Below are 22,775 nucleotides of genomic sequence, written 5' to 3'. Positions count from 1 at the left end.
TACCATGTCCGCGACTGACCGATTCGAACGCGTGCCATCCCTTCCGTCGAGCACGCGGGATCGGCAGTCGCTCGTCCTGACGCTGCTGGCTGGCTCGATCGCACTCACGCTGTTGACCCCGATGCTCTGGGTCGTGCTCCAGGCCAGTCAGGTCCCGCTCGATCGGATCCTCGAAATTCTGCTGCGCCAGGAGACCCTGGACATCGTCCTCAACACGGTCGTATTGGTGACCGCCGTGACGATCGGGTCGGTTCTCGTCGGCGTCCCGCTGGCGATGTTGACCGTCCAGACCGACCTGCCATTCCGACGGTTCTGGACGGTCCTCGCCGCGATGCCGCTGGTGATCCCGAGCTACATCGGGGCGTTCGCGTTCATCTCTGCGACCGGCCAGGGCGGGGCGTTCACCGACATACTCGCACCGATCGGGATCGAGCAAATCCCCGAGATCGACGGGCTCGTCGGATCGGTGATCGTGCTGACGCTGTTTACTTATCCGTACGTCTATCTCACGACGCGGGCGTCGCTGCTCTCGCTGGATGGCCGGGCTATCGAGGCTGCGCGCTCGCTCAATCACTCCCGGCTGTCGGCGTTCAGGCGTGTGACGCTTCCACAGCTCGTGCCTGGGATCGCAGCCGGGGCGTTGCTGGTCGCACTGTACACGCTCTCGGACTTCGGGACGCCGGCGCTCATGCAGTACGACGTGTTCACGCGGATGATCTACGTCGAGTACGACGCCTGGCGGCTGGATTACGCGTCGATCTTCTCGCTGTTGCTCGTTGGGATGGCCATCGTCATCCTCGCTGCGGAGTCCCGGATCGAGCGCGCCGACGAATCAGACGCCTACGTCAATCGCGGGACCGACCGTCCCGGAATCATCTCGCTCGGCTACTGGAAGGGGCCAGCACTGGCGTTTTGTTCGACTGTGGCGGTGCTGGCACTGGTCCTCCCACCGGCGATCTTGCTGTACTGGCTGGGTCGCTCGACCGGCGGGATCGGCGGCGGCTACGAGTTCCAGTGGATCTACGCCTGGAACTCGGTGTACGTCTCCTCGCTCGCTGCGGGCGTCAGCGTCCTCGCGGCGCTGCCGCTGGCGTATCTGTCGGCCCGGGGTGAGAGCCGCTGGGCGTCGCTGCCCGAGCGGTCGAGTTACGTCGGCTACGCCGTTCCCGGAATCGTCCTCGGGCTGGGGCTGCTCTACTTCACGCTGCACTACGTGGACAGCCTCTACTACACCGTCGACATCCTCGTCTTCGCGTACGTCGTCCGGTTCATGCCCCAGGCCGTGGGGACGCTGCGGTCGTCGGTGCTGCAGACCGACCAGAAGCTCGTCGAGGCCGCCCGGACGCTCGGGCACTCCTCGCTGTCGGCGTTCCGGAAGGTCGTCCTGCCGCTGGTGATGCCCGGCGTCATCGCCGGCGCGGCGCTGGTCTTTCTGACCAGCATGAAGGAGATGGCTGCGACGCTGCTGTTGCGCTATCCCGGCTTCGAGACGCTCGCGACCTACATCTGGCTCGTGCGGAGCTCCGCCGACTACGGCGACGCCGCGCTCCCGGCACTGGTCCTGATCGGCGTCTCGGGATTGTCGATGCTCGTCCTTCTCTGGAGGGGATACGATGTCGAAGAATGAACTCACAACGACGACCGGACAGTACGTACAGGTACCACCGCGCACCGCTCCGACCGGCGAGGTCGTCCTCGAACTCGCCGAGATCACCAAGCGCTTCGGCGAGGACACCGCCGTCGAGAACGTCTCGATCGACGTTCACGAGGGCGAACTGCTCACGCTGCTCGGACCCTCCGGCTGTGGAAAGACGACGACCCTACGGATGATCGCCGGGCTGGCCGAGCCCACGGGCGGCACGATTCGACTCGCCGACGAGAAGGTCGCAGGCGCGTCGACGGCAGTCTCGCCGGAGAACCGCGACGTGGGGCTGGTCTTCCAGGAGTTCGCCCTGTTCCCCCACCTCACCGTCGGCGAGAACGTCGCGTTCGGACTGACCGACGCCGACGGGGGCGAGGAGTACGGCCGCGTTCAGGAGATGCTCGAACTCGTCGATCTGGAGGGCTACGAGGACCGCAATCCAGAGAGCCTCTCGGGCGGGGAGCGCCAGCGTGTCGCACTTGCGCGCTCGCTCGCGCCCGAACCCGACGTCCTCCTGCTGGACGAACCCTTCTCGAATCTGGACGTTCGCCTGCGCATCGAGATGCGCCAGGAGGTCCGGCGCATCCTCAAGGAGGCCGGCGTCACCGCCATCTCGGTCACGCACGACCAGGAGGAGGCGCTGTCGATCTCCGACCGGGTGGCGATCATGAACGACGGCCAGGTCGAACAGATCGGCCGACCCGAGGACGTCTTCGGCCACCCCGAATCGCGGTTCGTCGCGAGCTTCCTCGGGCAGGCCAGTTTCCTCTCGGGGGAAGTCGTCGACGGCGGCGTCGATACGGCGCTGGGGCTGCTCGACGACGAGCAGCTCGACGGCTCGATCGACGCCTACCGCGGGGCTGACGTCGACGTACTGGTCCGGCCGGACGACCTCCGCGCGAAGCCCTGCCCGCCTGGCGGGACCGACGGTGAGATCGTCCATCGCCAGTACACCGGCCCATCGTTCGTCTACCGGGTGGCGATGGATTCGGGTGACGTCGTCCACTGCCAGCACAACCACGCCACTGACTTCGAGCACGGGACGCGCGTCTGTATCGAACTCGAAGCCGACCACTCGCTGGCCTGGTATCCCGCGGAGTGATGTCGGGAGCCGAACAGTCCGTGCGATCGGTTCGTGACCGACTGGTGGCGGGCGTCCGCAGGGGCCGTGCGGCCGTCGAGGACGACCCCGATCGCTACTGGCTGGCCGCCGTGGCGACGCTGGCGCTCGTCGGCGCAGTCGCGATCTGGACCGTCGCCACGCAGGTCTTTCCCTACCACTCGCTGAATCACGACGAGGGCGTCTACCTCCAGCAGGCCGCGATGCTGCTAGACGGACAGCTGTTCCTCCAGCCACCTGTCCCGGAAGCCTTCAGGCCGTGGTTCTTCGTCGAGAGCAGCCAGGGGATGTACCCCAAGTACAATCCGGTCCCGGCGGCGATGTTCGCGCCGTTTCTGGCACTCGGCGTTCCGAGGGTGGCGCTGGCACTACTCGGGGCGGGTATCGTCGCGCTCGTGGTCGCGATCGGCGCGGAGCTATTCGACCGGTCGACCGGCCTGCTGGCCGGGGTCGTCCTGCTCGCCTCGCCGCTCTACCTGATCAACACGGCCGTCTTCCTCCCGTACGCGCCGACGACGTTCTTCAATTGTGTCTTCGCGCTGGCGTATCTCCGGAGCGACCGGACGGGGAGCCGTCGGCTGGCCGGCGTCGCGGGCGTCGCCATCGCGCTGGCCTTTTTCGCCCGCCCCTACACGGCCTTCCTGTTCGGCCTGCCGTTCGTCGTCCACGCGCTGTGGCGATTGCGGACGCTCGACCGCGAGCAAATCTTCGGGAAGGGGATCGTCGCTGCACTCGGGCTCGTCGGCGTCGCGATCACGCTCGGGTACAACGTGGTCGTGACGGGCTCGGCCCTGGAGTTTCCCTATCACGCGTTCGCTCCGCGGGACGGGATCGGCTTCGGGACGCGCGCGCTGCTCGGCCGGGAGATCGACTATACCCCGCAACTGGCGGCCCGCGCGAACATGTACGTCCTCGACGCCTTCGCCGGCCGGTGGTTCGCCGCTGGTCTCCTCGGGACGGCCGTGGCGGCCGTCGGGTTCGGGGTTGCCGTCCGACGGTACACCGCCAGGAGACTCGCTCTGGCAGGTGTCGTCGTCACCGTGATCCTGGGAGAACTGTACTTCTGGGGGACGCTGAACATGATCGGCGACGTCGAGGAGATCGGCGACGGCCTGATCGCCTATCTCGGTCCGTACTACCACTACGACCTGCTCGTGCCGGCGTCGATCTTCGCGGGGCTGGCGCTTCGAACGGGAGCAGCGCAGTTGCGGTCGCTCCTCACGACGCGGCTCTCGCGGCGGCGCGCGCTGGCTGTTGGGGTTGCCGTGCTGGCCGTCACCTCGGGCGTTGGTGGCGTCGCCGCCGTGCAGACGGCGGAGGATCAGATCGAGGTCAACCAGGGAATCACGACCCACTACGAGGCGGCCTACGGACCCTTCGAGGAGACGAGCTTCGAGAACGCACTGGTGTTCCTCCCGGATCCGTACGGGTCGTGGCTCAACCACCCCTTCCAGCCGCTGCGCAACGATCCGAACTACGATGGCGACGCCGTCTACGCGCTCGAAGACCGTCCGTTCGAGGTGATCGAGGCGTTCCCAGATCGGGCGCTGTACCGCTACAGTTTCCGTGGCGGGTGGGCACCCGTCGCTGGCGACCCCGTCACGCCGCGACTCCAGCGGATCGAGGCTGTCGAGGGCTCGACAGTCCGGCTTGAGACGACGGCCGGGATTCCTCAGTACGCACAGCTGGTGTCGATCCGCGTCGAGACCGACGCCGGCGACAATTCGACCACTGTGACCGACCTCGACGGAGAGTTGGTCGTCACGCTCGACGTCGAAGACGACCGAGCGACACTCGACGGGCCGACGATCGACGAGCCGATCACGGTCCCGATCGACGGTCGGGATACGATTCGGACGCGGCTGGTCGTGGACTACGGGACGGGCGCGGGATTCAACTACGGGATCGCGCTTCCGGTCGAGCCTCGTGGGGACGACGTCGCGGTTCTCTCACCGCGGCTGGAACTCTGTGAGTATCCCCGCCGCTGTGGGGGCGCAGCGACGTACGTGCCCGAGGAGACCCGTCCTGGACAGTCGCTGAACACGACCCTGGAGGTGGGTGAATGACGCCGGAACTCTCACGTCGGGACGCGCTCGTCGCGCTCGGTGCCGCGGGCGTCGCGACCACAGGCCTGGGCGCGCTCGCGTGGGAGACGCTGGACGAAGATGAGAGCGACGGGAAATCGCCGGCCGATCAGCGCGAGACGCTCGTCGCCGCCGCCGAGGCGCTCTATCCGAGCGACGTCGAGGGAGTCGAGACGTTCGTCGAGACCTACGTCGTCGGCCGAGTACAGGACCGGACCGAGTATTTCGAGGGCGTGCAAGACGCCGCTCGGCAGCTCGACGACCACGCCCGCTACTGGCAGGACGCGCCCTTCGCCGACCTCGACAGAGGGACACGCCAGGAGGTCTTCGACGGGTTCGGGCTGGCCGACGCCGAAGCTGATCCCGACGGCAACGAGGTCGAACGCGTCCGCTACTATCTGGTCAACGAACTGCTCTATGCCTTCTACTCCTCGCCGACCGGCGGCTCGCTGGTCGGGCTAGAGAATCCCCAGGGCCATCCCGGCGGAACGGGCAGTTACCAGCGTGGGCCGCCAGAATGAAGCGTGACTGAGCCGATCCGGCGCGATCAGGCCAGTCGTTCTTCGAGACTGACGCGCAGGATCGAGCCGGCGATCTCTGCGCCGCCGGAGATCGGATCGAGCTTCGTCTCGCCGGCGCGCTCGGCGTAGTCGATCTCGATCTCACGAACGTCGTAGCCCCGGCACAGTGGCCGGATGAGCAACTCCGCGGAGAGCCCGGTATTCTCGGTCCACTCGATCGAGTCGATGATCGGTTTGCGGTAGGCGCGCATCCCGGTCGTGGTGTCGTGGACGCGCTCGCCGACCAGCAGACTTGCGACGACGGCGAAGGCGTGATTACCGAATCGGTTGAATCGCGGCATCGTCTCGGCGCCGCGTGAGAGCCGGTCGCCGCTGACGACGTCGGCACCGTCGTTGATCTCCGCGAGGAACGTCGGCAGTCGCTCCATCGGGTAGGTGTCGTCGCAGTCGGTCGTGACAACCACGGGCCGATCGGCTGCCCGAAGCGCGCGCTCGACGGCCACGCCGTAGCCCTGCGGCTCCTGCTCGATGACCTGTGCTCCTTTCTCCCGGGCGATTTCGGGCGTCCGGTCGCTGGAGCCGTCGACGCAGACGACCGACGCCTCGCCGTCAGTCACCCGCTCGATGTCGTCCAGCACTGTGCCGATCGCCTTCTCCTCGTTGTACGTCCCCATCACGACAGCGACGTCGCCAAAGTCGTAGTGTCCGTCTATTTCACTCATTATCGGATGGATCGTCCTGCGCACTCTTGAGTTTTTAGGTTTGCCAAAACCTAGTGTGGGTGTCACACGATTCGGGAAAATATTGCTTATTCCGGGGAGAAAAGTGAAGAATACTATCCAGTGGTTATTTCTATCTCCCTAGCCATGTATCCGTTCACAGCTATGGCTGACAAACGACTCACACGCAGAACCCTCCTCCAGCGCGGTGCTGGCGCGGCTGGATTCGTCACACTCGGTTCGCTAGCGGGTTGTGGGAGCGACGGCGGTGGCAACGGAAACGGAAACGGCAACGGCAACGCACCGGGCTCCGGTCAGATACCGGCGGCCGCACAGGCGATGGTGCAGGTCGACGCCCAGGGAATGCTGAACGACGACAACATCCGGAGCGTCGTGAACACGTTTCTCGAAGAGGCGGCCGCACAGGGTGGTTATACAGGCCCACAGACGATGGAAGAGGTCCTCAGCCGGGCCGAATCGGAGAGCGAACTCAGCCCGCAGGGATTCAATTCGATGACGATGTTCATGAAGGTCGAGGGCCAGAACGCCGTCGAGAACTACCTCGGGATGCTGTTCGAGACCGACTGGACGGCTCAGGAGATGATCGACGCCGCTGGTGGACTCGGTGCGGACGTTACCGAGGGGACCTACCAGGGTGTCACGACCTATACGACGACAGACGCCACCGGTGAGACCACCATGGCGGCCGATCTCGGCGACGGGATGTTCGCACTCGGGACCGAAAACGCTGCCAGGGACGCGATCGACGTCTCAACCGGCAACGGTGACGCCGTCTCGGGGAATCTGGCGAACTACTTCGATCAGACCTCCGGCGGCTACATGCGCTTTACGTCGATGATCCCAGAGGATCAGATTCCCGACGATTCGGGACAGATGGACGTCGGATTCCAGCAGATCCGCTACGTCTCGGGGAGTTTCTACTCGCAGGGGTCGAATCTCGGCGTCGACCTCAACCTGCACACGACAGGGTCGGAGGCGGCTTCGGAGCTGTCCACGAATCTCGATGCGGCCCTGAACTTCCTCAGCAGTGGCTACGACGATCCGACTGCACAGGAGATCATCGATCAGATCGAGTTCTCGACAAGCGGGCCGACGGTGACGATTACCTACGCAGAGAGCGTTTCGAAGATCAACACCTACGTCGAGGCGTACGCCGCGTCGGTGTTCACCGGCGGAATGGGTGGCGGCGGCTTCGGAACTGCGAACGCGAGCGCGAGCGCCTGAGTGAAACGCCGAGACGAATCTCTTTCTGACGGACGGCGGCGTTCACGAGCGGCGTGTGGACTGTTCGACCGCTTCTGGTAGTCGTCACACTCATAGTGATTACTGTAGGTCTGTTACACGTCGACCGCCCGGAGTCGGGCGGTCGTAGTGGTAAATCGCTACAGTAATCACTATCAGTGGTCGTTCCAATCACTATCGGAGAGTACAGTGTCCCGACATCGATCGCAAAAACTCCCAGGAGTCTCTCATGTTCGTTTAATCAATTCTGAAATTCAGAACGAACAAAAACTCCACCATTTATACTTGTGGGTGTCACACAATCAATCGCTGCCCGGGTGGTGTCGCCGACGCTGTCACCGTGCCCCTGCTGTTCCCCGGCGTGACCGAGCGGGGTGAGTGGCTATACGACCTCGCTGGGTCGCGCCATCCCCGACATCCGTCCGGTGGCACGACGTCGGGCAGCGTTCTTCGCTCGATCGGCGGTTCTGGGTAGGTTCCTCTTATGCTCTAGCGAGGCGTTCGACCGTGATCTCGTGGGCTTCGACGTCTTCGAAGGCAGCGACCTGTCCCCCGACTTCGACCTCGCCATCGTCGGTTTCGACGACCATCGACGCCGTCGTCCAGTCGGTCGCCGAGTCGACCGCGACGACTTTCCCCTCGACGTGACAGTACTCGCCAGTCTCGACGTCCCGACCTTCGATATGCGCGTAGAACTCGCCTTCCATCCGGGTCAGGTCGGCGACACAGCGACGGATCGTCCCGTACCGGCGCGGGAAACCACGTGACTCGGGCCGGTCGATCACCGTCTCGGCGGTCGTCCAGAGCACGGTGTTGAGAAAACCAGAGAGCAAAAAGCCGAGTTCCGAGCGGTTGAAGATGACGCCGTATCGATCCTCAGCCCCCTGGATTCCCTCGCGAGTGGCGTACATCGCGTACTCGCCGTCGGCGACGGCGATGATGGGTGTGGTCACACCGCGGCGCGTCCTGACTGTGGTCGCGATCTCCAGTGCGTCGAAGCTCTCGACGTCCGGGACGGCTTCGGCCGGCGACAACAGGATCTCCACAGCGACGCCCTTCTCGTGGGCGTCGGCCAGCGCGTCCGCGTAGCGCTCCAGCAGCGACGGCGTCAGCGAGAGCATGAGTTCGTACTCGGCAGACTCGATCACGTCCGCGAGGTATCGAAGCATCGTCGGCCGTGACTTCACCAGCGAGACGCCTTCCGCCTCACGAGCCGGCTGGGTATATCGCTCCCCGAGACCGTCGACGAGCGAACTGAGGGAGTTGCGGTAGTCCGAGAACGCCTCTTCGGGATCGATGGCGAGTACCTTCATCGGCCGGGACTCGCGGAGTTCGACCAGCCCGCTGTCGCTGAGGCTGCGAACCGTGTCGTACACCCGTGGCTGGGGGATATCCGTGTACTCGGCGATCTCCGCCGCCGTCAGTTCACCGTGTTCGAGAATCGTCAGATAGGCTTTCGCTTCGTACTCACCGAAGTCCAGCCGCTCTGCGATGTGCTCCAGCGACGAGAGGAGGTCGTCCGACGACATTACAGCGTTATTCTACGAGCGAGTAAATCAGTCCTTTGCTATTGGACTGTCACAGCCGGTCGAACTCGACGACGGCTTTGATCTGCTCGTCGTCGTCGACGAACGCCGGCGCGACGTTCTCCGGCGTGACGACGGTCGTGATCAGTTCTTCGAACAGCCACTCCGGGAGTGCTCTGAGCGTACGGATCGCCCGCTTGAAGTGGCGTTCGTTGGAGTTGACCGTGCCGACGAGCGCCTTGTTGTGGACGACGAGTTCGGTGTGCAACGAGCCACCGTCGATCTCGAACTCCCAGGGGCCGGAAATGCCGACCAGCGCGGCGACGCCGTTCGGTGCGAGCCCGTGGACCGACTGGATCGGGTGTTTGGCGTAGCCAGTCGCCTCGTAGATGAAGTCCATGCCGCCGTGGACGTCGGGAATCTCGTCGACGGGCGTCTCCCGGGAGTCGACGTACGTGCCACCGAGTTCCTCGACGACGTCGATCGTCGGATCCGGACGGTCGCGCCGGCCCAGACAGTAGATCTCCTCGAACTCCTGGCGCAACATCGCGAGCGTCACCAGCCCCAGCGAGCCGTTGCCCAGCACGAGCGCCTGCTCGGGCGACCAGTCGAACGCCGACCGGGAGGCGTAGGCGTGCTCGATGGCCTTCTCCGAGATGCTGATCGGCTCGACGAAACAGCCCAGCTCGGCCAGCCGTCGCGGAATCTCGACCAGGCGGTCCTCGGGCGCGGTGATGTACTCGGCCATGAAGCCGTGCGCGCCGGAGATCCCGCACTCGACGTGATAGCCTGTCGGGGCCATGTCCGGCTCGTCGCGGTCGAAATACTCGTTCGGCTCGTCGTCGGGTCGTCGTCGGACGGTCGGGACGACGATATCTCCGATCTGATAATCGGTCCCGTTGGTGTCTTCGACGACGCCGACGGCCTCGTGACCGAGGATCATATGCTCGTCCCCGGGCGGGAACACCTCGGGTCCGTGCTCGATCACCTCGTGGTCGGTGCCGTCGATGCCGACGCGGAGGATCCGAACGAGCGCTTCACCGTCGGCCGGCTCGGGTCGCGGCGTCTCGATCAGTTCCGGTTCGGTCTCGCCCCGACGGACAACGATGGCGTGCATGTGACCCACATGCAGACCTGTGCCGTTCGGAGCCTAAATCTTTCTCCGAGACCACTCGCTGCTGTGGGGACTCAGAACGCGACGGCATTCCCCTCGGCACTCGACTGATAGATCGATTCGATCAGTCGCTGGACGAACAGCCCTTGTTCGACGGTGTTCCGACCGGGATGTTCGCCGGTCGCGACGGCGTCCAGAAATGCGCGTTGCTCGGCGGCGTGGGCGTCGTAATCTTCGGTATCGATGGTCGTCGTACGGTGGTGATCGACGCCCGACGCCGACGAGTCGTACAGCGTCAACTCGCCATCCATGTCGAGTTTCGCGCCGCCCTCGGTCCCCCGAAACAGGAACGACTTCTCATTCTCGCGGTTTGACGCCCAGGCGACGTCCAGCGAGATGGTCGCGTCGTCGTCGGTCCGAAACTGGGCGTTCACCGAGTCGTCGACGTCGAACTCGCCGTCCTCGACGCCCCATCCGTGGACGTCGACGTAGTCCTCGCGCGGGCCGAACGTCGAGCGGGTCACGCCGCTGATCTCTTCGACCTCCGGGAAGTCCATGATCGACAGCACGAGGTCGATCGCGTGCACGCCCAGGTCGATCAGCGCGCCGCCGCCCGCCACGTCGGCGTCCGTGAACCACGTCCCCTGACCGGGGATCCCCCGACGACGGACGTAGGTCGCGTCGACGTGCTGGATTTCGCCGAAAAAGCCATCCCTGGCGTAGCTCGCGACTGCTTCGGCCAGCGGGTCGTAGCGGTTGTGAAAGCCGACCATACAGATCTCGGGCGAGTCGCGGGCGGCCGCGGCGATCCGTTCGGCGCTGTCGAGCGTGTGTGCCAGTGGCTTCTCGACCAGCACGGCACAGTCCGCTTGCAACGCCCCCACGGTGTACTCCTCGTGGAAGGCGTTCGGCGTGGTGACGATAACGGCGTCGATAGCGTCGAAAAACGCCTCGGTGTCGGCGTAGGCTTCGACATCGTACTCCTCGGCAAAACGGCGGCGTGCCGCCGCGTCGATGTCGAGCCCGGCGACCAGATTGGCCTCGTTGTCGATCAAGCAGTTCGCGTGGTGGGTCCCGATACCGCCGAGACCGACGATCCCGACACGTGGCGTCGTGCTCGTAGTTCCCATCTGCTACACGTAGGGTCCCCAAGGCATGAAAGCCCTGTCGGTCAGTCCGACGGTCGCTCACTCCTCGACGTGCTCGACGACGATCCGCGTCGCCTCGTATGCCTCCATCACCGCGCCCCAACCGCCCACCGTGACCTGACGATCCCCGGTATCGACGACGACCGTCGCCTGTCCACCGAGGTACCGCTCCGGTCGGTCCGCTTCCGCGGCCTCCAGACACGGGAACTCGACGTCGACGACCGTACCCTCGACACGGACGCTCGCGCCCGACTCGACGCCGATCCCATCGATCGTGACCGCCACTATCGCGCCGGTCTCGATCAGCGGTCCGATATCTCGGATACACTCGCGGATATCGACGTAGGTCCGTGGCAGCGTCTCGTCGGGTTCGACGAGCGGGACTGTCGACTCCCAGAGCCCGGCGATGAAAAACCAGTGGAAGACGTACGCGTGTGTCCGATCTTCGACGATGATCCCGTAGCGGTTTGTCGAGAGCGCGTGTGGGGCAAAACAGGTCGCGGTCCGATCGACCAGGGTGAGAAACGGCATCGGGATCGTCCGATAGCGAACTTCCGACGCCGTCTCAGCGAGCAGTGACTCCGGTGGCACGCTCTCGCCACTATCCTCTTCGACGTGTAACACGAGCCTGACATACGCCCCCCGCTCGTGTGCCGCCTGGAGTGCAGGCTGGAGTCGTTCGAACTGATCGAGACTCGCTGCGATCCCGATCTGGTCGGTCGCCGCCCTAATCTTCGCCTCGGCTCTGTCGAGTACCGTGTCGATCTGCTTGAGAAAACTCACTGTGTGTGAGTCCATCGCTGGCGCTTCCCATCGTGTCTCGATCTCCTCGGCTGCGTCTTCGAAGCGGTCGGCTCGTTCACGGAGATCACCGAACACGGTTGCGGGATCCTGTGCGCGAGCGTGTAGACTGTCCTGCTCGTACGTCTCGACGTAGCCACGACCTTCCAGATCCCGCAGCACGTCGTAGATCCGTGGGTCCGGGACGTCACTCGCCTCCGCGATAGATGTCGCCGAATCCGACCCCAACTCCAGCACCGTCACGTAGGCGTCGGCCTGATACGGCGACAATCCCGAATCTTCCAGGATCGCCGCGAGATCGTTTTTGTTCATCGATTGTCTCATCCAGTTGTGCCGCCGTAAACCATCCGGCTCGCCATCCGGACGGTGTCGCCGAGCCGACGGCCGGACCGCTCCCACAATCTGTCGGCACAGCGCTGTGTCCACTGTATTTCAACTACTGTTGTAAAAATATTGGCCGCGAGCGTGGTTCGGATCCGGTCAGCCTCTCGGAGTGGATTTGAACCTCGCCGAGACTCACTACGTTCGTCTCGTCTGTTTCAAATCCGCCTACCCGAAGCAGCGGCTCGCGGTATTGCTCGCCGCAGAATATGGGTTGGGGCGGATTCTGAACACGCCGCCACCGCGCTCGGCGCTTCGCACCTGCGCACGGCATTTGCCGACAGAGACCGTGTGCGGACGACTCGATAACGAGGATCCAGTCACCAACCCCCTGCTGGGATCGTCCGTTGTGCGGAGACCGATACACAATGCCAACGACCGATCTGAACCGACTCGCGGAACTGTTCATCAAAGACCGGAGCGGCGAGAAGACAGCGTCAACGATCTACAACAACCGGGGCCACCTGAAGCAGTTCTGTGAATGGTGTGCTGAACAAGAGATAGATTCCATTCAGGAAATCGACGGAGAGACCTTTCTGGAATACAAATTCGAACTCAGGCAATCCAGAGCGAAAACCACCATCCGGAATCACTTCAGTACGCTCCGCACCTTCTTCCGATTCTGCGAGCGGATTGACGCGACGGAGACAGGCAAGAACCTCGCAACAAAATTAGAGACGCCGGACTTCTCCAAAGGCGAGCTGTCCCGAGACGATATGATGGACTTCTCGGACGTTGAACGACTTCTGGAGTATCTGAACAAGTTCGAATACGCCACCCTTCGACACGCTGTGTTTACCGTTTTCTGGCATACTGGCTGCCGCTGTGGGGCACTTCGGAGTCTGGACCTCTCTGACTACAAGCCGGTCAAGAAACGGGAACACGGGCGCTATGCGCTCGTCCAGTTCCAACACAGGCCGGACACGGATACCGCGTTGAAGAACAAAGAAGGGGGCGAGCGAGAAGTGATGATCTGGCCCGAATACGCTGAAATTATCGAGGACTACATTGAGATGCACTACCCTGACAGGGAAGACGAATACGGCAGGAAGGCATTGTTCCCAAGTCCCAGTGGTCGCTACTCTACCTCAAATATCCAGTCGATGATTTACGCTATCACGCGACCCTGTTACTACACCAACAACTGCCCACATAATCGCGATCGAGACGACTGTGAAGCCACCTACTACGAATCCGCGTCCAAGTGCCCATCGTCACTCTCACCACACCCAATGCGACGGACGGCGATCACGTACCACCTTGAAAAGAAGAACTGGACATATGAGGCCGCTTCCGGCCGGTTCGATGTGTCCGTGGATGTGCTAAAGAACCATTACGACGAATCGACAGCAGAAGGTCAGCGGAAAACTCGTGCTGCCCACTTCTATGATGGGGATCAAGGGACACTGTAATCCCGAACCACTCTCACTCACCAAAAGCTTGCCACAAGGGCAGGAAAAGTCTCTTGAGGGTATCCGCCTGAATAAGCAGCGATTGTATCTCGGATTTCCGCCGGAACAGCACACCCGGATGCTGCAGGAAAGGCTACTCAATTTCTGATTCTTAAACACACTCTTTAAGTTCTCTGACAGTCTCAGAGACAGGGATGACTTCTCGTAGGGACAACTCTGATTCACTATCTGTCGAAGCGGCCCGGGAACGATTGGCTGATGAAATCGATCAGGGATTCCGCGAGAGCCAGCCAGTACTGATTGAAGCACTCCCTTCGATTGGGAAGAGTTACGGAGTCGTCAAATGGGCTGCTGAGACCAACAACAAGCTCACAGTGTTTACAGCTCGTCACGACCTTTTTGATCAGTACACCGAATGGTGCGAAGAGTTCGACGTTAAATCTCGTGTACTCCCATCGTTCCATATTGACTGCGAAACAGCAAATGGAGAACACGGTGAGAAGTGGGCCAATCGCGTGAAAACAGCCTATCGCCAGAAAGGGTTGTTTCCCGGGGAGTTACACAATCAGGCCAAAGAATTGTTCGATGAACCGTTACCGTGCCAGCGGGGAGGCGGGTGTTCGTATCTCACAGCGCGGGATTTCGAACAAGAGGAATACCACGTTCTCATAGGTCACTATCGGCACGCGCACGTCCCCAATCGAGTCAAAGACAGATACGTTGCATTTGACGAGTTTCCCGAGGGAGAGTTCCTGACAGAGTATAGCGCGAGCCGCATTACGACTGCTGTCAGTTCCTTTCTGGATACTCATTCAGATCTACCGTTTCACTACCTGAAGGATCTCAAAGAGTACCGCCGAGATCCTGAACGACGACACGAGGGGTTGGCGTGGTTTGATCACCATAATCCGACCCTCAAAAGGGAGATAGGGAACGTAATCGGAAATAGAAGCGACAGTCCTCATCCGGAAGCGGCAGCGATGACCTACGCGATTCTAATTGCAAACGATCTCGATAACCGATGGGAGTATGCCAGACTGCCGGACGGAAGTACAGCGGTTACCAATCCAGAAAACGGCTCGCTAACAGTGCTAAATCAGCCAAATATTGAGAATACGGAGAGTGTTATTGCTCTCGATGGAACCCCGACTGTTATCAAATGGGAACTGATGTTAGGTGACGACCTTCTGCACAAGCCAATATTGACGGAACGTGAAAAACGGAGCTACTTGCGGGACACACTTGGGATCTCGATACTGCAAACAACTGCCGCAGCGAATCACTACTCGGGTAGATCCGGTATTTCCGTTACACCGGAACTGGATCTTGTTCTATTTGAAGCAATTGGACGCCGCGAGAACACCCGGCCCTCACTGATTTCCTCGGCACGTGCCATAGAGGCGTATCGAAACTACGACCAGGGCGGCTTTTCGAATATTATTGACGAAACGGAACATTACAGCAACCTCAAGGGGAGCAACAAGTTCAGTACGACTCGTGTCGGGATCGTCGCGGGGTGTCCTCATTATGGAGACGGCTATATCCAGAAGTGGGCCGCTCTCGCTGGCGAATCCGTTGAAATCGCTCTTGATGAACGGGGAAACCGGACAAAAGGTATGAATCAGGACTTTGGATCATTTGGCAATCAGATCCTCTGGGGGATGCGCGAGAACGAAGTGCTGCAAGCGGTTCTCCGGTTTGGACGGGATTCCGGTGGTGCCATAGTGTACGTACACACAGCGGCCCTTCCCCAGTGGGTTGAGCGGTCTAAGATCGTCGATAGATCTCAGATCCAGCCTTGGTCAGACGGGATGGTTGACATACTCCAAACAATCCGGAAACTCGATGGAGATGAATGGCGAACGAACGATATTGCCGATCAAATCGATCTTTCGGGGACACAGACTAATACCAATCTCAATACTCTCCACGATCTCGGATACCTCTGCAAGCGAACAGTTGGACGCGGAGAGATGTGGTCAGACAAGAACCTTGCCGAAATAAGTACATACGGATACGTCCGATTCAATGATGCCGCGCCAGTAACTGGGTGATAAAGAAGCAATGTTCCGCAAGTCGGACATATAATCATACTATATGCAGGACTTGTTCAATCCAAATATTCGTGTGGGTAATACCGTATGGGACTGGTCCCAATTCGGGTGCGAAGTACCTACGATGATCCGGTACCTGCGAGAACCACCCGCAAACACAACGTAACCCTGAAGCAGATTTCGCCACCGGATTCTGAGTCAAACCACTCACAGATTTATCAGAGTGCCTTTCAGCGAAGAAGCGGCCGCCCAGCATAGTACGACCACTATCCAGAGTGGTCTGAATTAGTTGCAGGGCGGGGCGAAACGGTCGGTTAGTAGGTGGTTCAACTTCTCGCAGAGTCCGGACTTTGAGATCAGTGGTCTCCTGAGGCCCGTGGTGGCGTTCCATTTCTGGAGGTGGTATCACCCTCGGCCCCACACGGAGTGCGGTTGGGGCCGTCCTTGTGGGCGAGATCGGCTGGTGTGGGAAGGGTAGTGGTTAGAAGTTGAGTGCGAGCAGGCTTCTTGCCGAATCCGATCTGCTGTAGGAATTGAGAGGGAACAGAAATCGCTATTGACTCTGGTAAAATCGGGAACATTTGTCGAGGCGACTTACCTCTCTTTGCGAATCAGAAATTCGGATGGTGTTCCAACCGGCCACCCCCTTACTCTCGTGGATCCTCGACCAGCTCGTACACGCCGCGTCCGATATTTCGGATATAGCCGTGTTCTTCGAGCCGCTTGAGTCGCTTCTGGATGTGCTGGCGGGTGAGATCGAGATCTTCGGCGAGGTTTGAGGGAACGTTCCTGCCGTCGTGGAGTGCGTCCAAGAGTGCTTTGTCGGTGTCAGTGAGGCGTATCTCTGCCATTACGTATGCCTACGATCCCAGAGATTGTTAAGGTTACTACTGTCGGCCGACAATAGTAAACTATATCGTCTCACCAAACGTAGTGGTAACTGAGAAGCGTGGTCTGCCGGAGTAAACCGGACGGTGCTGGAACACCGCCCGCGCTTCCCAGAGAGATGAGAAGCAATGCAAACCAACGCCGGAGACGGCCAAAAGAGTATCGTCGCGGAACTACAGTTCGGTGCGAAGACGGCCAAACGGGTTTCTTGGGAATCGTGGGAGTTCACTGTTGTCGGCCCCTTTGAGGTTGAAGTCACGAACGCGAGTTACGGTTACCTGAAAGACGACCACAGCTACCGAGTGCTGGTGGCTGAGGTGGAAGCGGGCATACTTCCCGCCGAGTGCGAATGTCCCGCTGACCAATACGGTGAGGACTACGACTGCAAGCACAAGGTCGCTCTCGCCGCCGTTGGTGGCCCGACTGTCCTACAGGCCGCTGTTGACTTCGATCCAACACCGACGCCCGTGCGGGCTGATGGTGGCTGTGAGTGTGATGCCGATAGCTTCCCCTGCTTCGGGTGTTATCTATCGGGACGGCGGGAGCTACCAGAATAGGAGTGCGACGTATGGAAATTGCTCGGAAGGTCAAAGAACCCTGTCCCCGATGTGGTACTGATAGCGACGTGTGGCTATTCGAGAAACCAGGGGGATCGATCACTAAGGAGTGTTATTCGTGTGAGTCCTGCGGGTGTGAGTGGACCGAAGTGAAAGACTAACCACTCCCCCGCGTAATGTGGAGACAACGCGGATGCGCCGATTCACTGAAGGAGACCGAGTCCGGATTGATATTCCCGATGAGACGGATCCAGACCACGACCGCTATCACGGCGCTCACGGGACTGTTGTTGAGGTACTCACTGACGACGCCGGGCGCGAAACTGGTGATGAGCGGGACAACCACCTCTTTAGAGTGGACGTGGACGATGGACCAGTTGTTGATCTTCGCTGGAGAGACCTTCGACCCTCACAGGACAGCTGACAACCGGCCAGTATGATCGGTGCAGGTGTTTTTGCAGTTCCCGCACTGTTGAAGCCTAACGACGTGCAATATTCAGACCCCTATTTTTAACAGGTCTTGCTGTTTCGATACGAGGTAAGCTTCGGAGATTTCGTTCACCTATGCCACCTGAGTCTGTTACCACTGCCACCGAGTTCGTTGAGCAAGAGTTCGAAACTGCTGTTCCAGAAACTGCCGAAAATGAACTGATTGAAGCCATTGACGACACTGTGAGGGATCTCCGGGAACAGATTGACGATGGTACGTTGGAGAACCTTCTGCGAGCTGGCGCTGGTTCCTATGTTCTCAAGAGTGGAATGACGCGAGACGGTCTTCAACCGGAATCGTTCACCCAACAGGCGGTTATTGAGCCGCTATTGGACGCACTCGGATACGAATACGCGACTGAGGCCGGTGGTCTCTCCGGGGGGCGGACGATGGTGGCTGATTATACGGTGTCTCTTCGGGACCACGGCAACATCGGCTCAACACGCCTACTCGTTGAGGCCGAACCCATTAACAAGGATCTCGACAGCCGGGAACACGGTATTGGACAGGTTCGAGACTGGTTGAGTCAACGTGAGTTTGAGTCTGACTTCGGCTTTGCGACTGATGGTCTCCGCTGGGTGTTCGTCCGGTATGATCCCGACTCATACACGCACAACGTCATTGAGGAAGTGGACTTACAGCCCGTGTTCCTCGCACTGTACGAGAATCAAGTCGGCAAGCAAGAGCCACCGGCGGAGGTAGTTTTCGACACTGATCGAGAGCAGGTAAGCAGTCTCATTCGAACCTTTGAGTTCGAGAATTTCGTCTCTATCGCTGGGGACGCACGGCAAGTCATCAAGCGGAAACAGGAGGAAATTACTGACGAGTTCTACGACGACTATATCCGCTACGTCTTCGGGATCGTTGACGAGGACGAGGAAACACCCCGGTCACTGGTCGGGGACGGCGTTGTACAACCGGACGGAGCCACAGAAGACGACGCACGACTGTTCGCGGTTGAACTGATGAATCGTCTCATTTTCATCAAGTTTCTTGAAGACAAATCGCTCGTCCAACCTGATCTGCTCCGAACGCTCAAGGAGACCTACGAAGACGGGATGTACGCCGGGACGTTCTACGACGAGTTCCTCCAACGACTGTTCTACGACGTGATGAACAAGAAGCCCGGGAACCGTCCATCACAGGTCAAGAATATCGACTTGTTCGCGGATATTCCCTATCTGAATGGTGGTCTATTTCGGCCTACGATTGAGGGCGAAGATTTCGATGAAGAAGACTTCGATGTTCGCAATTCTGTACTGGAATCGATCATTGACTTGCTGGAAGCGTACAGTTTCTCTGCTGGAGGTTCACCTACCGATCTCGACCCCAGTATCCTTGGGAACGTCTTTGAGAAAACTGTCAACTACATCACCAGCGATAACGAGGACACGAACAAAGAGCTGGGGGCCTACTACACGCCGAGCGAGATTACCCGTTTTAGTGCTGAAGAAACCGTTCGGCCGGCGCTTCTTGATCGCTTCCAAACGGTGCTGGTCAAAGAACGAGACTGGCCTGAGCCGGAGGTCGAAAAATACGGTTCTGTGTACGAGCTGATCGAAAACCTACCGGGTGATTGGGGGTTGATTAGCGCCCTTCTCGCCGAAGTGGACGAGTTCCGAGTGGTTGACCCCGCGTGTGGGAGCGGGCACTTCCTCACGTCTGTCCTCGAAGAGATCGTCAATGTTAGGAAGGCGTTGTATGCTCAGAATGAGAATTATCCACAGGAGTACCGGCTGAAGAAGACAACCGTACTGAACAACATCTACGGAGTCGATTTGATGGGATCGGCGGTCGAGATCGCAAAACTTCGTCTGTGGCTTTCAATCATTTCTGAGTTAGACGAGGATGTGAAGGATGATCTTGATGACGACGATCTTGCCCTCCCGAATATCGTTTTCAATCTTCGAGAAGGAAATAGTTTGATCGGCTATACGGGCTTCCCCGAAACGACCGACAGCGGAGAATATACGCTCGGGAGTTTTAGTGAAGACAGCGTTCGAGACCGCTACCAAGACATTATTACGGAGATTGAGAAACACGAAGAAGCCATAGATAGCGATAAAGCAGAAGAACACCGACGCCGAGCGTTCAAGAAACTGCGAACGGCGCGGGAGGAGTTGGTCGAAGATATTCACGGAGATTTCATTGAGGCCGGTATTGAAGATATTACCCCCGAGACCGTGGAAGAGATGGAGCCGTTCAACTGGGTGCTGGAGTTTGCGGAGGTGTACGCTGATGGCGGCTTTGACGTGGTTGTCGGGAATCCGCCGTGGGACAGGATCAAACCGCTCCGGGATGACTTCTTTGTCCGCTATGATCGGAAGTTTAGGACTCTTATGCCGGAGGCAAAGGATGCCCGGCAGGAGGAACTACTCGAAGATCCTGAGATTCAGGAAGCGTGGGAAACCTATAAGAAAAATATCAAAATTCAAGCAGATTACTTCAACAACGCTGAGGCCTATGAGCTTCAGCGTCCCACAGTCGCCGGACGGACGGAAGGGACTGAAAATGATCTATCGGCATTGTTCTTGGAGCGCGTCTTCAATATCGCCCGTAATGACGGATACGTAGCTCAAATCCTTCCGGGGACTATTTTCACTGGCTCGTCGGGAAAAGACCTCCGGATGAACCTACTCAATGAAACCAGTGTAGACGTGATGGCGCACTTTATGAATCACGGGATCTTCGATAATATAGATACTCGCTATAAGTTCACTGTTCTTACATTCGAAAATAGAGGTGAAACTGACGAGATTCGGAGCCTCTATCGAGAGGGTAGCTCAGATGTTCTTCAGAATCTTGAGGAAGAAGCGTTCAAAACTCCTCGTGAAGTTCTGGAACAGTACTCTCCTGAAGCCCGAATCTTTCCGCTACTGAAATCTGAGGAAGAAAGCGAGGTTCTACAAGCAATCATTCAGAATCCTTCTATCGGAGAACAGTCTGAAGAAGAATGGTATGCAGATCCCTATCGTGAACTTGACCGAACGAATGACGCCGATCGCTTTGTCGAATCCGAGGGAGATGGAAAATATCCCGTTCTCGGCGGGAAGAATATCTATCAGTTCGTCCACGACTCAAGTTACTTCGACATTGAAGGACCGGAGTTCTGGAGTGTAGAAGATCCGCCCGAAAATAGCGCGAAGTACCGGGTACGAGAAAAGAACTTGCCCAAGCTCAAGCGGGCGATTTACGACGAGTTCGACGGAACGGGTTCGCAAGTCGGCTTTGTGAACGAACTACTGGAGGAACATCGAGGGAAACGACTGAGCGAAGAAGACGTACTCCTTGATTGCTCGGAGTATCGAATTGTCATCCGGGACGTGACCAGCGCGACGAACGAACGGACAATCCTCGCGTCAGTAATTCCCTCCGGTATCGTCTGTACGAATACTCTGCATACTCTTCGACCCTTTGAGATAACACCTGACCGTGATGATCTTGAAGAATATCCACTTCACAGCACTTACGAGCGCATTTTTAGCGATAGAGAAGTGTTTGCGGCGCTTGGACTTATTAATAGTATCCCGTTCGACTTCCTAATGAAAACAAAAGTCGATACCCACATTGTGATGTACAAATTTACTGAATCACAGGTTCCCCGACTCACTAAGGGTGACAAATGGTTCGATTACATCTGGGAGCGGGCCGCTCGTCTGAATTGCTACGGTGATGACTTCGCTGAAATGCGTGAACGTCTCGGTGGAATTGATCCCGCAATAGAGATGGATGAACGACGAAAAGTCCAAGCCGAACTTGACGCTGCTGCGTTCCACGCCTACGGTCTTGACCGCGAACAGACTGCGTTCGTACTGGATGACTTCCATCAGGTGCGAGATCCGCGACTAATGGATGATCGGTATTTCGAGATGGTACTGGAGAAGTACGACGGACTCAACACTTAATTAGCCATCTCCTGCGAGTCCAAAATACCCTTGAGGCGATTGGCTTCTCTCTGAATTGCTCTCGCCAACTGATCGGCGTTGTCTACATCGTATTCAGAGAGAACCGAGTTGATACGACCCGGACTTGTATTCGCAATTTCTGTCAGATTCCCCAATTGATCTTGGATCTCTTTTTGACTCTCGATAATATCATTCATCTGGTCTTTTGAAGCATTCGGGACGGCAAGAAGTGCGATATTTTGTCTGATCTCACTCTCAATTGAGATTTTGTCGCTACGTGCAAGAATATCTAACAGGTCCTCTGTCGGAATGACGGTATCTGTATCAAAGAGTTCGTTGACAGTGTTAGCCGGGTATCCAACTTCGTCTTCTTCGGCATTATCCCGGTCAAAAACTTGGTTAATATCGACTACGGACAGAAATTCTAATCTATGAGCAAGATCACTATTTCCGCTAAGGACCTCCTCGTCAAACCATTCTTGAAGCTCTTGGCGGCCAGATATATCTTGATCGAAATTCCGAGGTGGGATGATTTTCGTTGCGCCGTGGAGAGTCTTAGCGCTCAATGATTCAAGATTCTCGCTAATCACTTCTTCACCATCTTCGTCATTGTGATTTGGGGAACTGAAGTGTGTCAGAACCAGTACGGGTGCGTATAGCGAGTTGTCATATTTATCAACCAGATATGATGTGTCGATTCCCTCACGGCGAAGAACCCGTTTCAAATTCTGGAGTCGCTGGTTCTCTTTCTGCTTTTCCGCACGTATTTTCTGTTTTTGTTGCGCTTCTTGTTCCAAATTAGATGAAAGAGTGTCCACACGATCTCGTTTCTGCTTCAGATTTGTCCTTAATTCCGACTTTTCAGTGATCAGCGCTTCTATGATTCTCTCTTTCTGCTGGATCTTGTCGCGGGCCTTCTTCCCTGAAGCTACAGAGAACGCACCTATTGACAACGAAGCAAGCGAAATAATAACTGAGGCCCCGATGAATGCAGAGACAATGCCAACTATCACAGCCGCGACCGCAATGAGATAGCGGAAGTGTTCTCCTTTCAATTTATCGTCTATTCGTCACTATCCCGTATAAAATTGTCCTTCATAATGAAATTCTCCAATTACTCCGAATGTGCTTGTTTCACCGCGGACTGGTG

The 22,775-nt window shown here is 58.6% G+C and carries 17 protein-coding genes; 10 read left to right on the top strand and 7 right to left on the bottom strand.

Features of this window, described 5'->3' with window-relative positions:
- The first annotated feature begins 4 nt into the window (after positions 1-4).
- Genes DV733_RS00405 through DV733_RS00390 form a run of 4 tightly spaced genes read left to right on the top strand, consistent with a single transcriptional unit; the run spans position 5 to position 5,367 of the window.
- Positions 5-1,627: an ABC transporter permease gene (locus DV733_RS00405; RefSeq protein ID WP_049993226.1), complete on the top strand. Its 1,623-nt coding sequence runs from the start codon at positions 5-7 to the stop codon at positions 1,625-1,627.
- Complete coding sequence (locus DV733_RS00400) at positions 1,614-2,744, top strand: ABC transporter ATP-binding protein (RefSeq protein ID WP_049993225.1); 1,131 nt, start codon at positions 1,614-1,616, stop codon at positions 2,742-2,744. Before DV733_RS00405 ends, DV733_RS00400 begins: the two co-directional genes overlap by 14 nt.
- On the top strand, positions 2,744-4,828 hold the full coding sequence (locus tag DV733_RS00395; protein ID WP_079979387.1) for a DUF7846 domain-containing protein: 2,085 nt from the start codon (positions 2,744-2,746) through the stop codon (positions 4,826-4,828). The genes DV733_RS00400 and DV733_RS00395 overlap by 1 nt, the downstream gene beginning before the upstream one ends.
- On the top strand, positions 4,825-5,367 hold the full coding sequence (locus DV733_RS00390) for a gluconate 2-dehydrogenase subunit 3 family protein (RefSeq protein ID WP_049993224.1): 543 nt from the start codon (positions 4,825-4,827) through the stop codon (positions 5,365-5,367). Before DV733_RS00395 ends, DV733_RS00390 begins: the two co-directional genes overlap by 4 nt.
- A 26-nt stretch (positions 5,368-5,393) precedes the next feature.
- Here the strand turns inward: DV733_RS00390 and DV733_RS00385 are convergent, their stop codons facing one another.
- Positions 5,394-6,089 carry a dolichyl-phosphate hexose transferase gene (locus DV733_RS00385; protein WP_079979386.1) on the bottom strand — a complete coding sequence of 232 codons (696 nt, stop codon included), beginning with the start codon at positions 6,087-6,089 and terminating at the stop codon, positions 5,394-5,396.
- Between the two features lie 162 nt (positions 6,090-6,251).
- Here DV733_RS00385 and DV733_RS00380 point away from each other — a divergent pair, with 162 nt between their 5' ends.
- Positions 6,252-7,331, top strand: coding sequence for a hypothetical protein (locus DV733_RS00380; protein ID WP_049993222.1), 1,080 nt, complete (start codon positions 6,252-6,254; stop codon positions 7,329-7,331).
- A gap of 500 nt (positions 7,332-7,831) precedes the next feature.
- Here DV733_RS00380 and trmB read toward each other — a convergent pair whose 3' ends face one another.
- The 4 genes from trmB to DV733_RS00360 all read right to left on the bottom strand — a co-directional run bounded on the left by trmB (position 7,832) and on the right by DV733_RS00360 (position 12,250).
- Entirely contained in the window at positions 7,832-8,878 is a 1,047-nt protein-coding gene (trmB, locus tag DV733_RS00375; protein ID WP_049993221.1) for an HTH-type sugar sensing transcriptional regulator TrmB, read from the bottom strand.
- A gap of 49 nt (positions 8,879-8,927) precedes the next feature.
- Positions 8,928-9,992, bottom strand: a complete 1,065-nt coding sequence (locus tag DV733_RS00370; RefSeq protein WP_049994287.1) for a glucose 1-dehydrogenase — start codon at positions 9,990-9,992, stop codon at positions 8,928-8,930.
- A gap of 71 nt (positions 9,993-10,063) precedes the next feature.
- Positions 10,064-11,119, bottom strand: a complete 1,056-nt coding sequence (locus DV733_RS00365; protein WP_049993220.1) for a Gfo/Idh/MocA family protein — start codon at positions 11,117-11,119, stop codon at positions 10,064-10,066.
- Between the two features lie 57 nt (positions 11,120-11,176).
- Entirely contained in the window at positions 11,177-12,250 is a 1,074-nt protein-coding gene (locus tag DV733_RS00360) for a TrmB family transcriptional regulator (RefSeq protein ID WP_049993219.1), read from the bottom strand.
- 437 nt (positions 12,251-12,687) lie between these two features.
- Here DV733_RS00360 and DV733_RS00355 point away from each other — a divergent pair, with 437 nt between their 5' ends.
- Together DV733_RS00355 and DV733_RS00350 are read left to right on the top strand one after the other, a co-directional pair.
- On the top strand, positions 12,688-13,731 hold the full coding sequence (locus DV733_RS00355) for a tyrosine-type recombinase/integrase (RefSeq protein WP_049993218.1): 1,044 nt from the start codon (positions 12,688-12,690) through the stop codon (positions 13,729-13,731).
- 251 nt (positions 13,732-13,982) lie between these two features.
- Positions 13,983-15,785: a hypothetical protein gene (locus tag DV733_RS00350; protein ID WP_136342251.1), complete on the top strand. Its 1,803-nt coding sequence runs from the start codon at positions 13,983-13,985 to the stop codon at positions 15,783-15,785.
- A 647-nt stretch (positions 15,786-16,432) separates the two neighbouring features.
- On the opposite strand, the gene DV733_RS00345 is transcribed toward DV733_RS00350, so the two are convergent.
- The gene (locus DV733_RS00345) at positions 16,433-16,636 is read right to left on the bottom strand and encodes a winged helix-turn-helix transcriptional regulator (protein WP_049993215.1); all 204 of its coding nucleotides are present in this window, start codon (positions 16,634-16,636) and stop codon (positions 16,433-16,435) included.
- Positions 16,637-16,801: 165 nt separating this feature from the next.
- Here DV733_RS00345 and DV733_RS00340 point away from each other — a divergent pair, with 165 nt between their 5' ends.
- The 3 genes from DV733_RS00340 (at position 16,802) to DV733_RS00330 (ending at position 21,625) form a co-directional block, all read left to right on the top strand.
- Positions 16,802-17,230, top strand: a complete 429-nt coding sequence (locus DV733_RS00340) for an SWIM zinc finger family protein (protein ID WP_049993214.1) — start codon at positions 16,802-16,804, stop codon at positions 17,228-17,230.
- Positions 17,231-17,423: 193 nt separating this feature from the next.
- Positions 17,424-17,654, top strand: a complete 231-nt coding sequence (locus tag DV733_RS00335; protein ID WP_079979453.1) for a hypothetical protein — start codon at positions 17,424-17,426, stop codon at positions 17,652-17,654.
- 140 nt (positions 17,655-17,794) lie between these two features.
- A complete protein-coding gene (locus DV733_RS00330) occupies positions 17,795-21,625 on the top strand; it encodes an Eco57I restriction-modification methylase domain-containing protein (protein ID WP_049993212.1) in 3,831 nt (1,276 codons plus the stop codon).
- Here the strand turns inward: DV733_RS00330 and DV733_RS00325 are convergent.
- The gene (locus tag DV733_RS00325; RefSeq protein WP_049993211.1) at positions 21,622-22,680 is read right to left on the bottom strand and encodes a hypothetical protein; all 1,059 of its coding nucleotides are present in this window, start codon (positions 22,678-22,680) and stop codon (positions 21,622-21,624) included. The genes DV733_RS00330 and DV733_RS00325 overlap by 4 nt on opposite strands.
- Between the last annotated feature and the right edge of the window lie 95 nt (positions 22,681-22,775).

It is taken from the genome of Halapricum salinum (assembly GCF_004799665.1).
Classification (GTDB): domain Archaea; phylum Halobacteriota; class Halobacteria; order Halobacteriales; family Haloarculaceae; genus Halapricum; species Halapricum salinum.
The sequence above is the reverse complement of the archived record's forward strand: the minus strand, read 5'-3'. Positions and strand labels throughout refer to the sequence as shown.

Coding starts and splice junctions, on each gene's coding strand:
- DV733_RS00360 (WP_049993219.1), bottom strand. CDS start 12,250: ATGAACAAAAACGATCTCGCGGCGATCCTGGAAGATTCGGGATTGTCG.
- DV733_RS00345 (WP_049993215.1), bottom strand. CDS start 16,636: ATGGCAGAGATACGCCTCACTGACACCGACAAAGCACTCTTGGACGCA.
- DV733_RS00355 (WP_049993218.1), top strand. CDS start 12,688: ATGCCAACGACCGATCTGAACCGACTCGCGGAACTGTTCATCAAAGAC.
- DV733_RS00365 (WP_049993220.1), bottom strand. CDS start 11,119: ATGGGAACTACGAGCACGACGCCACGTGTCGGGATCGTCGGTCTCGGC.
- DV733_RS00405 (WP_049993226.1), top strand. CDS start 5: ATGTCCGCGACTGACCGATTCGAACGCGTGCCATCCCTTCCGTCGAGC.
- DV733_RS00400 (WP_049993225.1), top strand. CDS start 1,614: ATGTCGAAGAATGAACTCACAACGACGACCGGACAGTACGTACAGGTA.
- DV733_RS00390 (WP_049993224.1), top strand. CDS start 4,825: ATGACGCCGGAACTCTCACGTCGGGACGCGCTCGTCGCGCTCGGTGCC.
- DV733_RS00330 (WP_049993212.1), top strand. CDS start 17,795: ATGCCACCTGAGTCTGTTACCACTGCCACCGAGTTCGTTGAGCAAGAG.
- DV733_RS00385 (WP_079979386.1), bottom strand. CDS start 6,089: ATGAGTGAAATAGACGGACACTACGACTTTGGCGACGTCGCTGTCGTG.
- DV733_RS00395 (WP_079979387.1), top strand. CDS start 2,744: ATGTCGGGAGCCGAACAGTCCGTGCGATCGGTTCGTGACCGACTGGTG.
- DV733_RS00335 (WP_079979453.1), top strand. CDS start 17,424: ATGCGCCGATTCACTGAAGGAGACCGAGTCCGGATTGATATTCCCGAT.
- DV733_RS00370 (WP_049994287.1), bottom strand. CDS start 9,992: ATGCACGCCATCGTTGTCCGTCGGGGCGAGACCGAACCGGAACTGATC.
- DV733_RS00340 (WP_049993214.1), top strand. CDS start 16,802: ATGCAAACCAACGCCGGAGACGGCCAAAAGAGTATCGTCGCGGAACTA.
- DV733_RS00380 (WP_049993222.1), top strand. CDS start 6,252: ATGGCTGACAAACGACTCACACGCAGAACCCTCCTCCAGCGCGGTGCT.
- trmB (WP_049993221.1), bottom strand. CDS start 8,878: ATGTCGTCGGACGACCTCCTCTCGTCGCTGGAGCACATCGCAGAGCGG.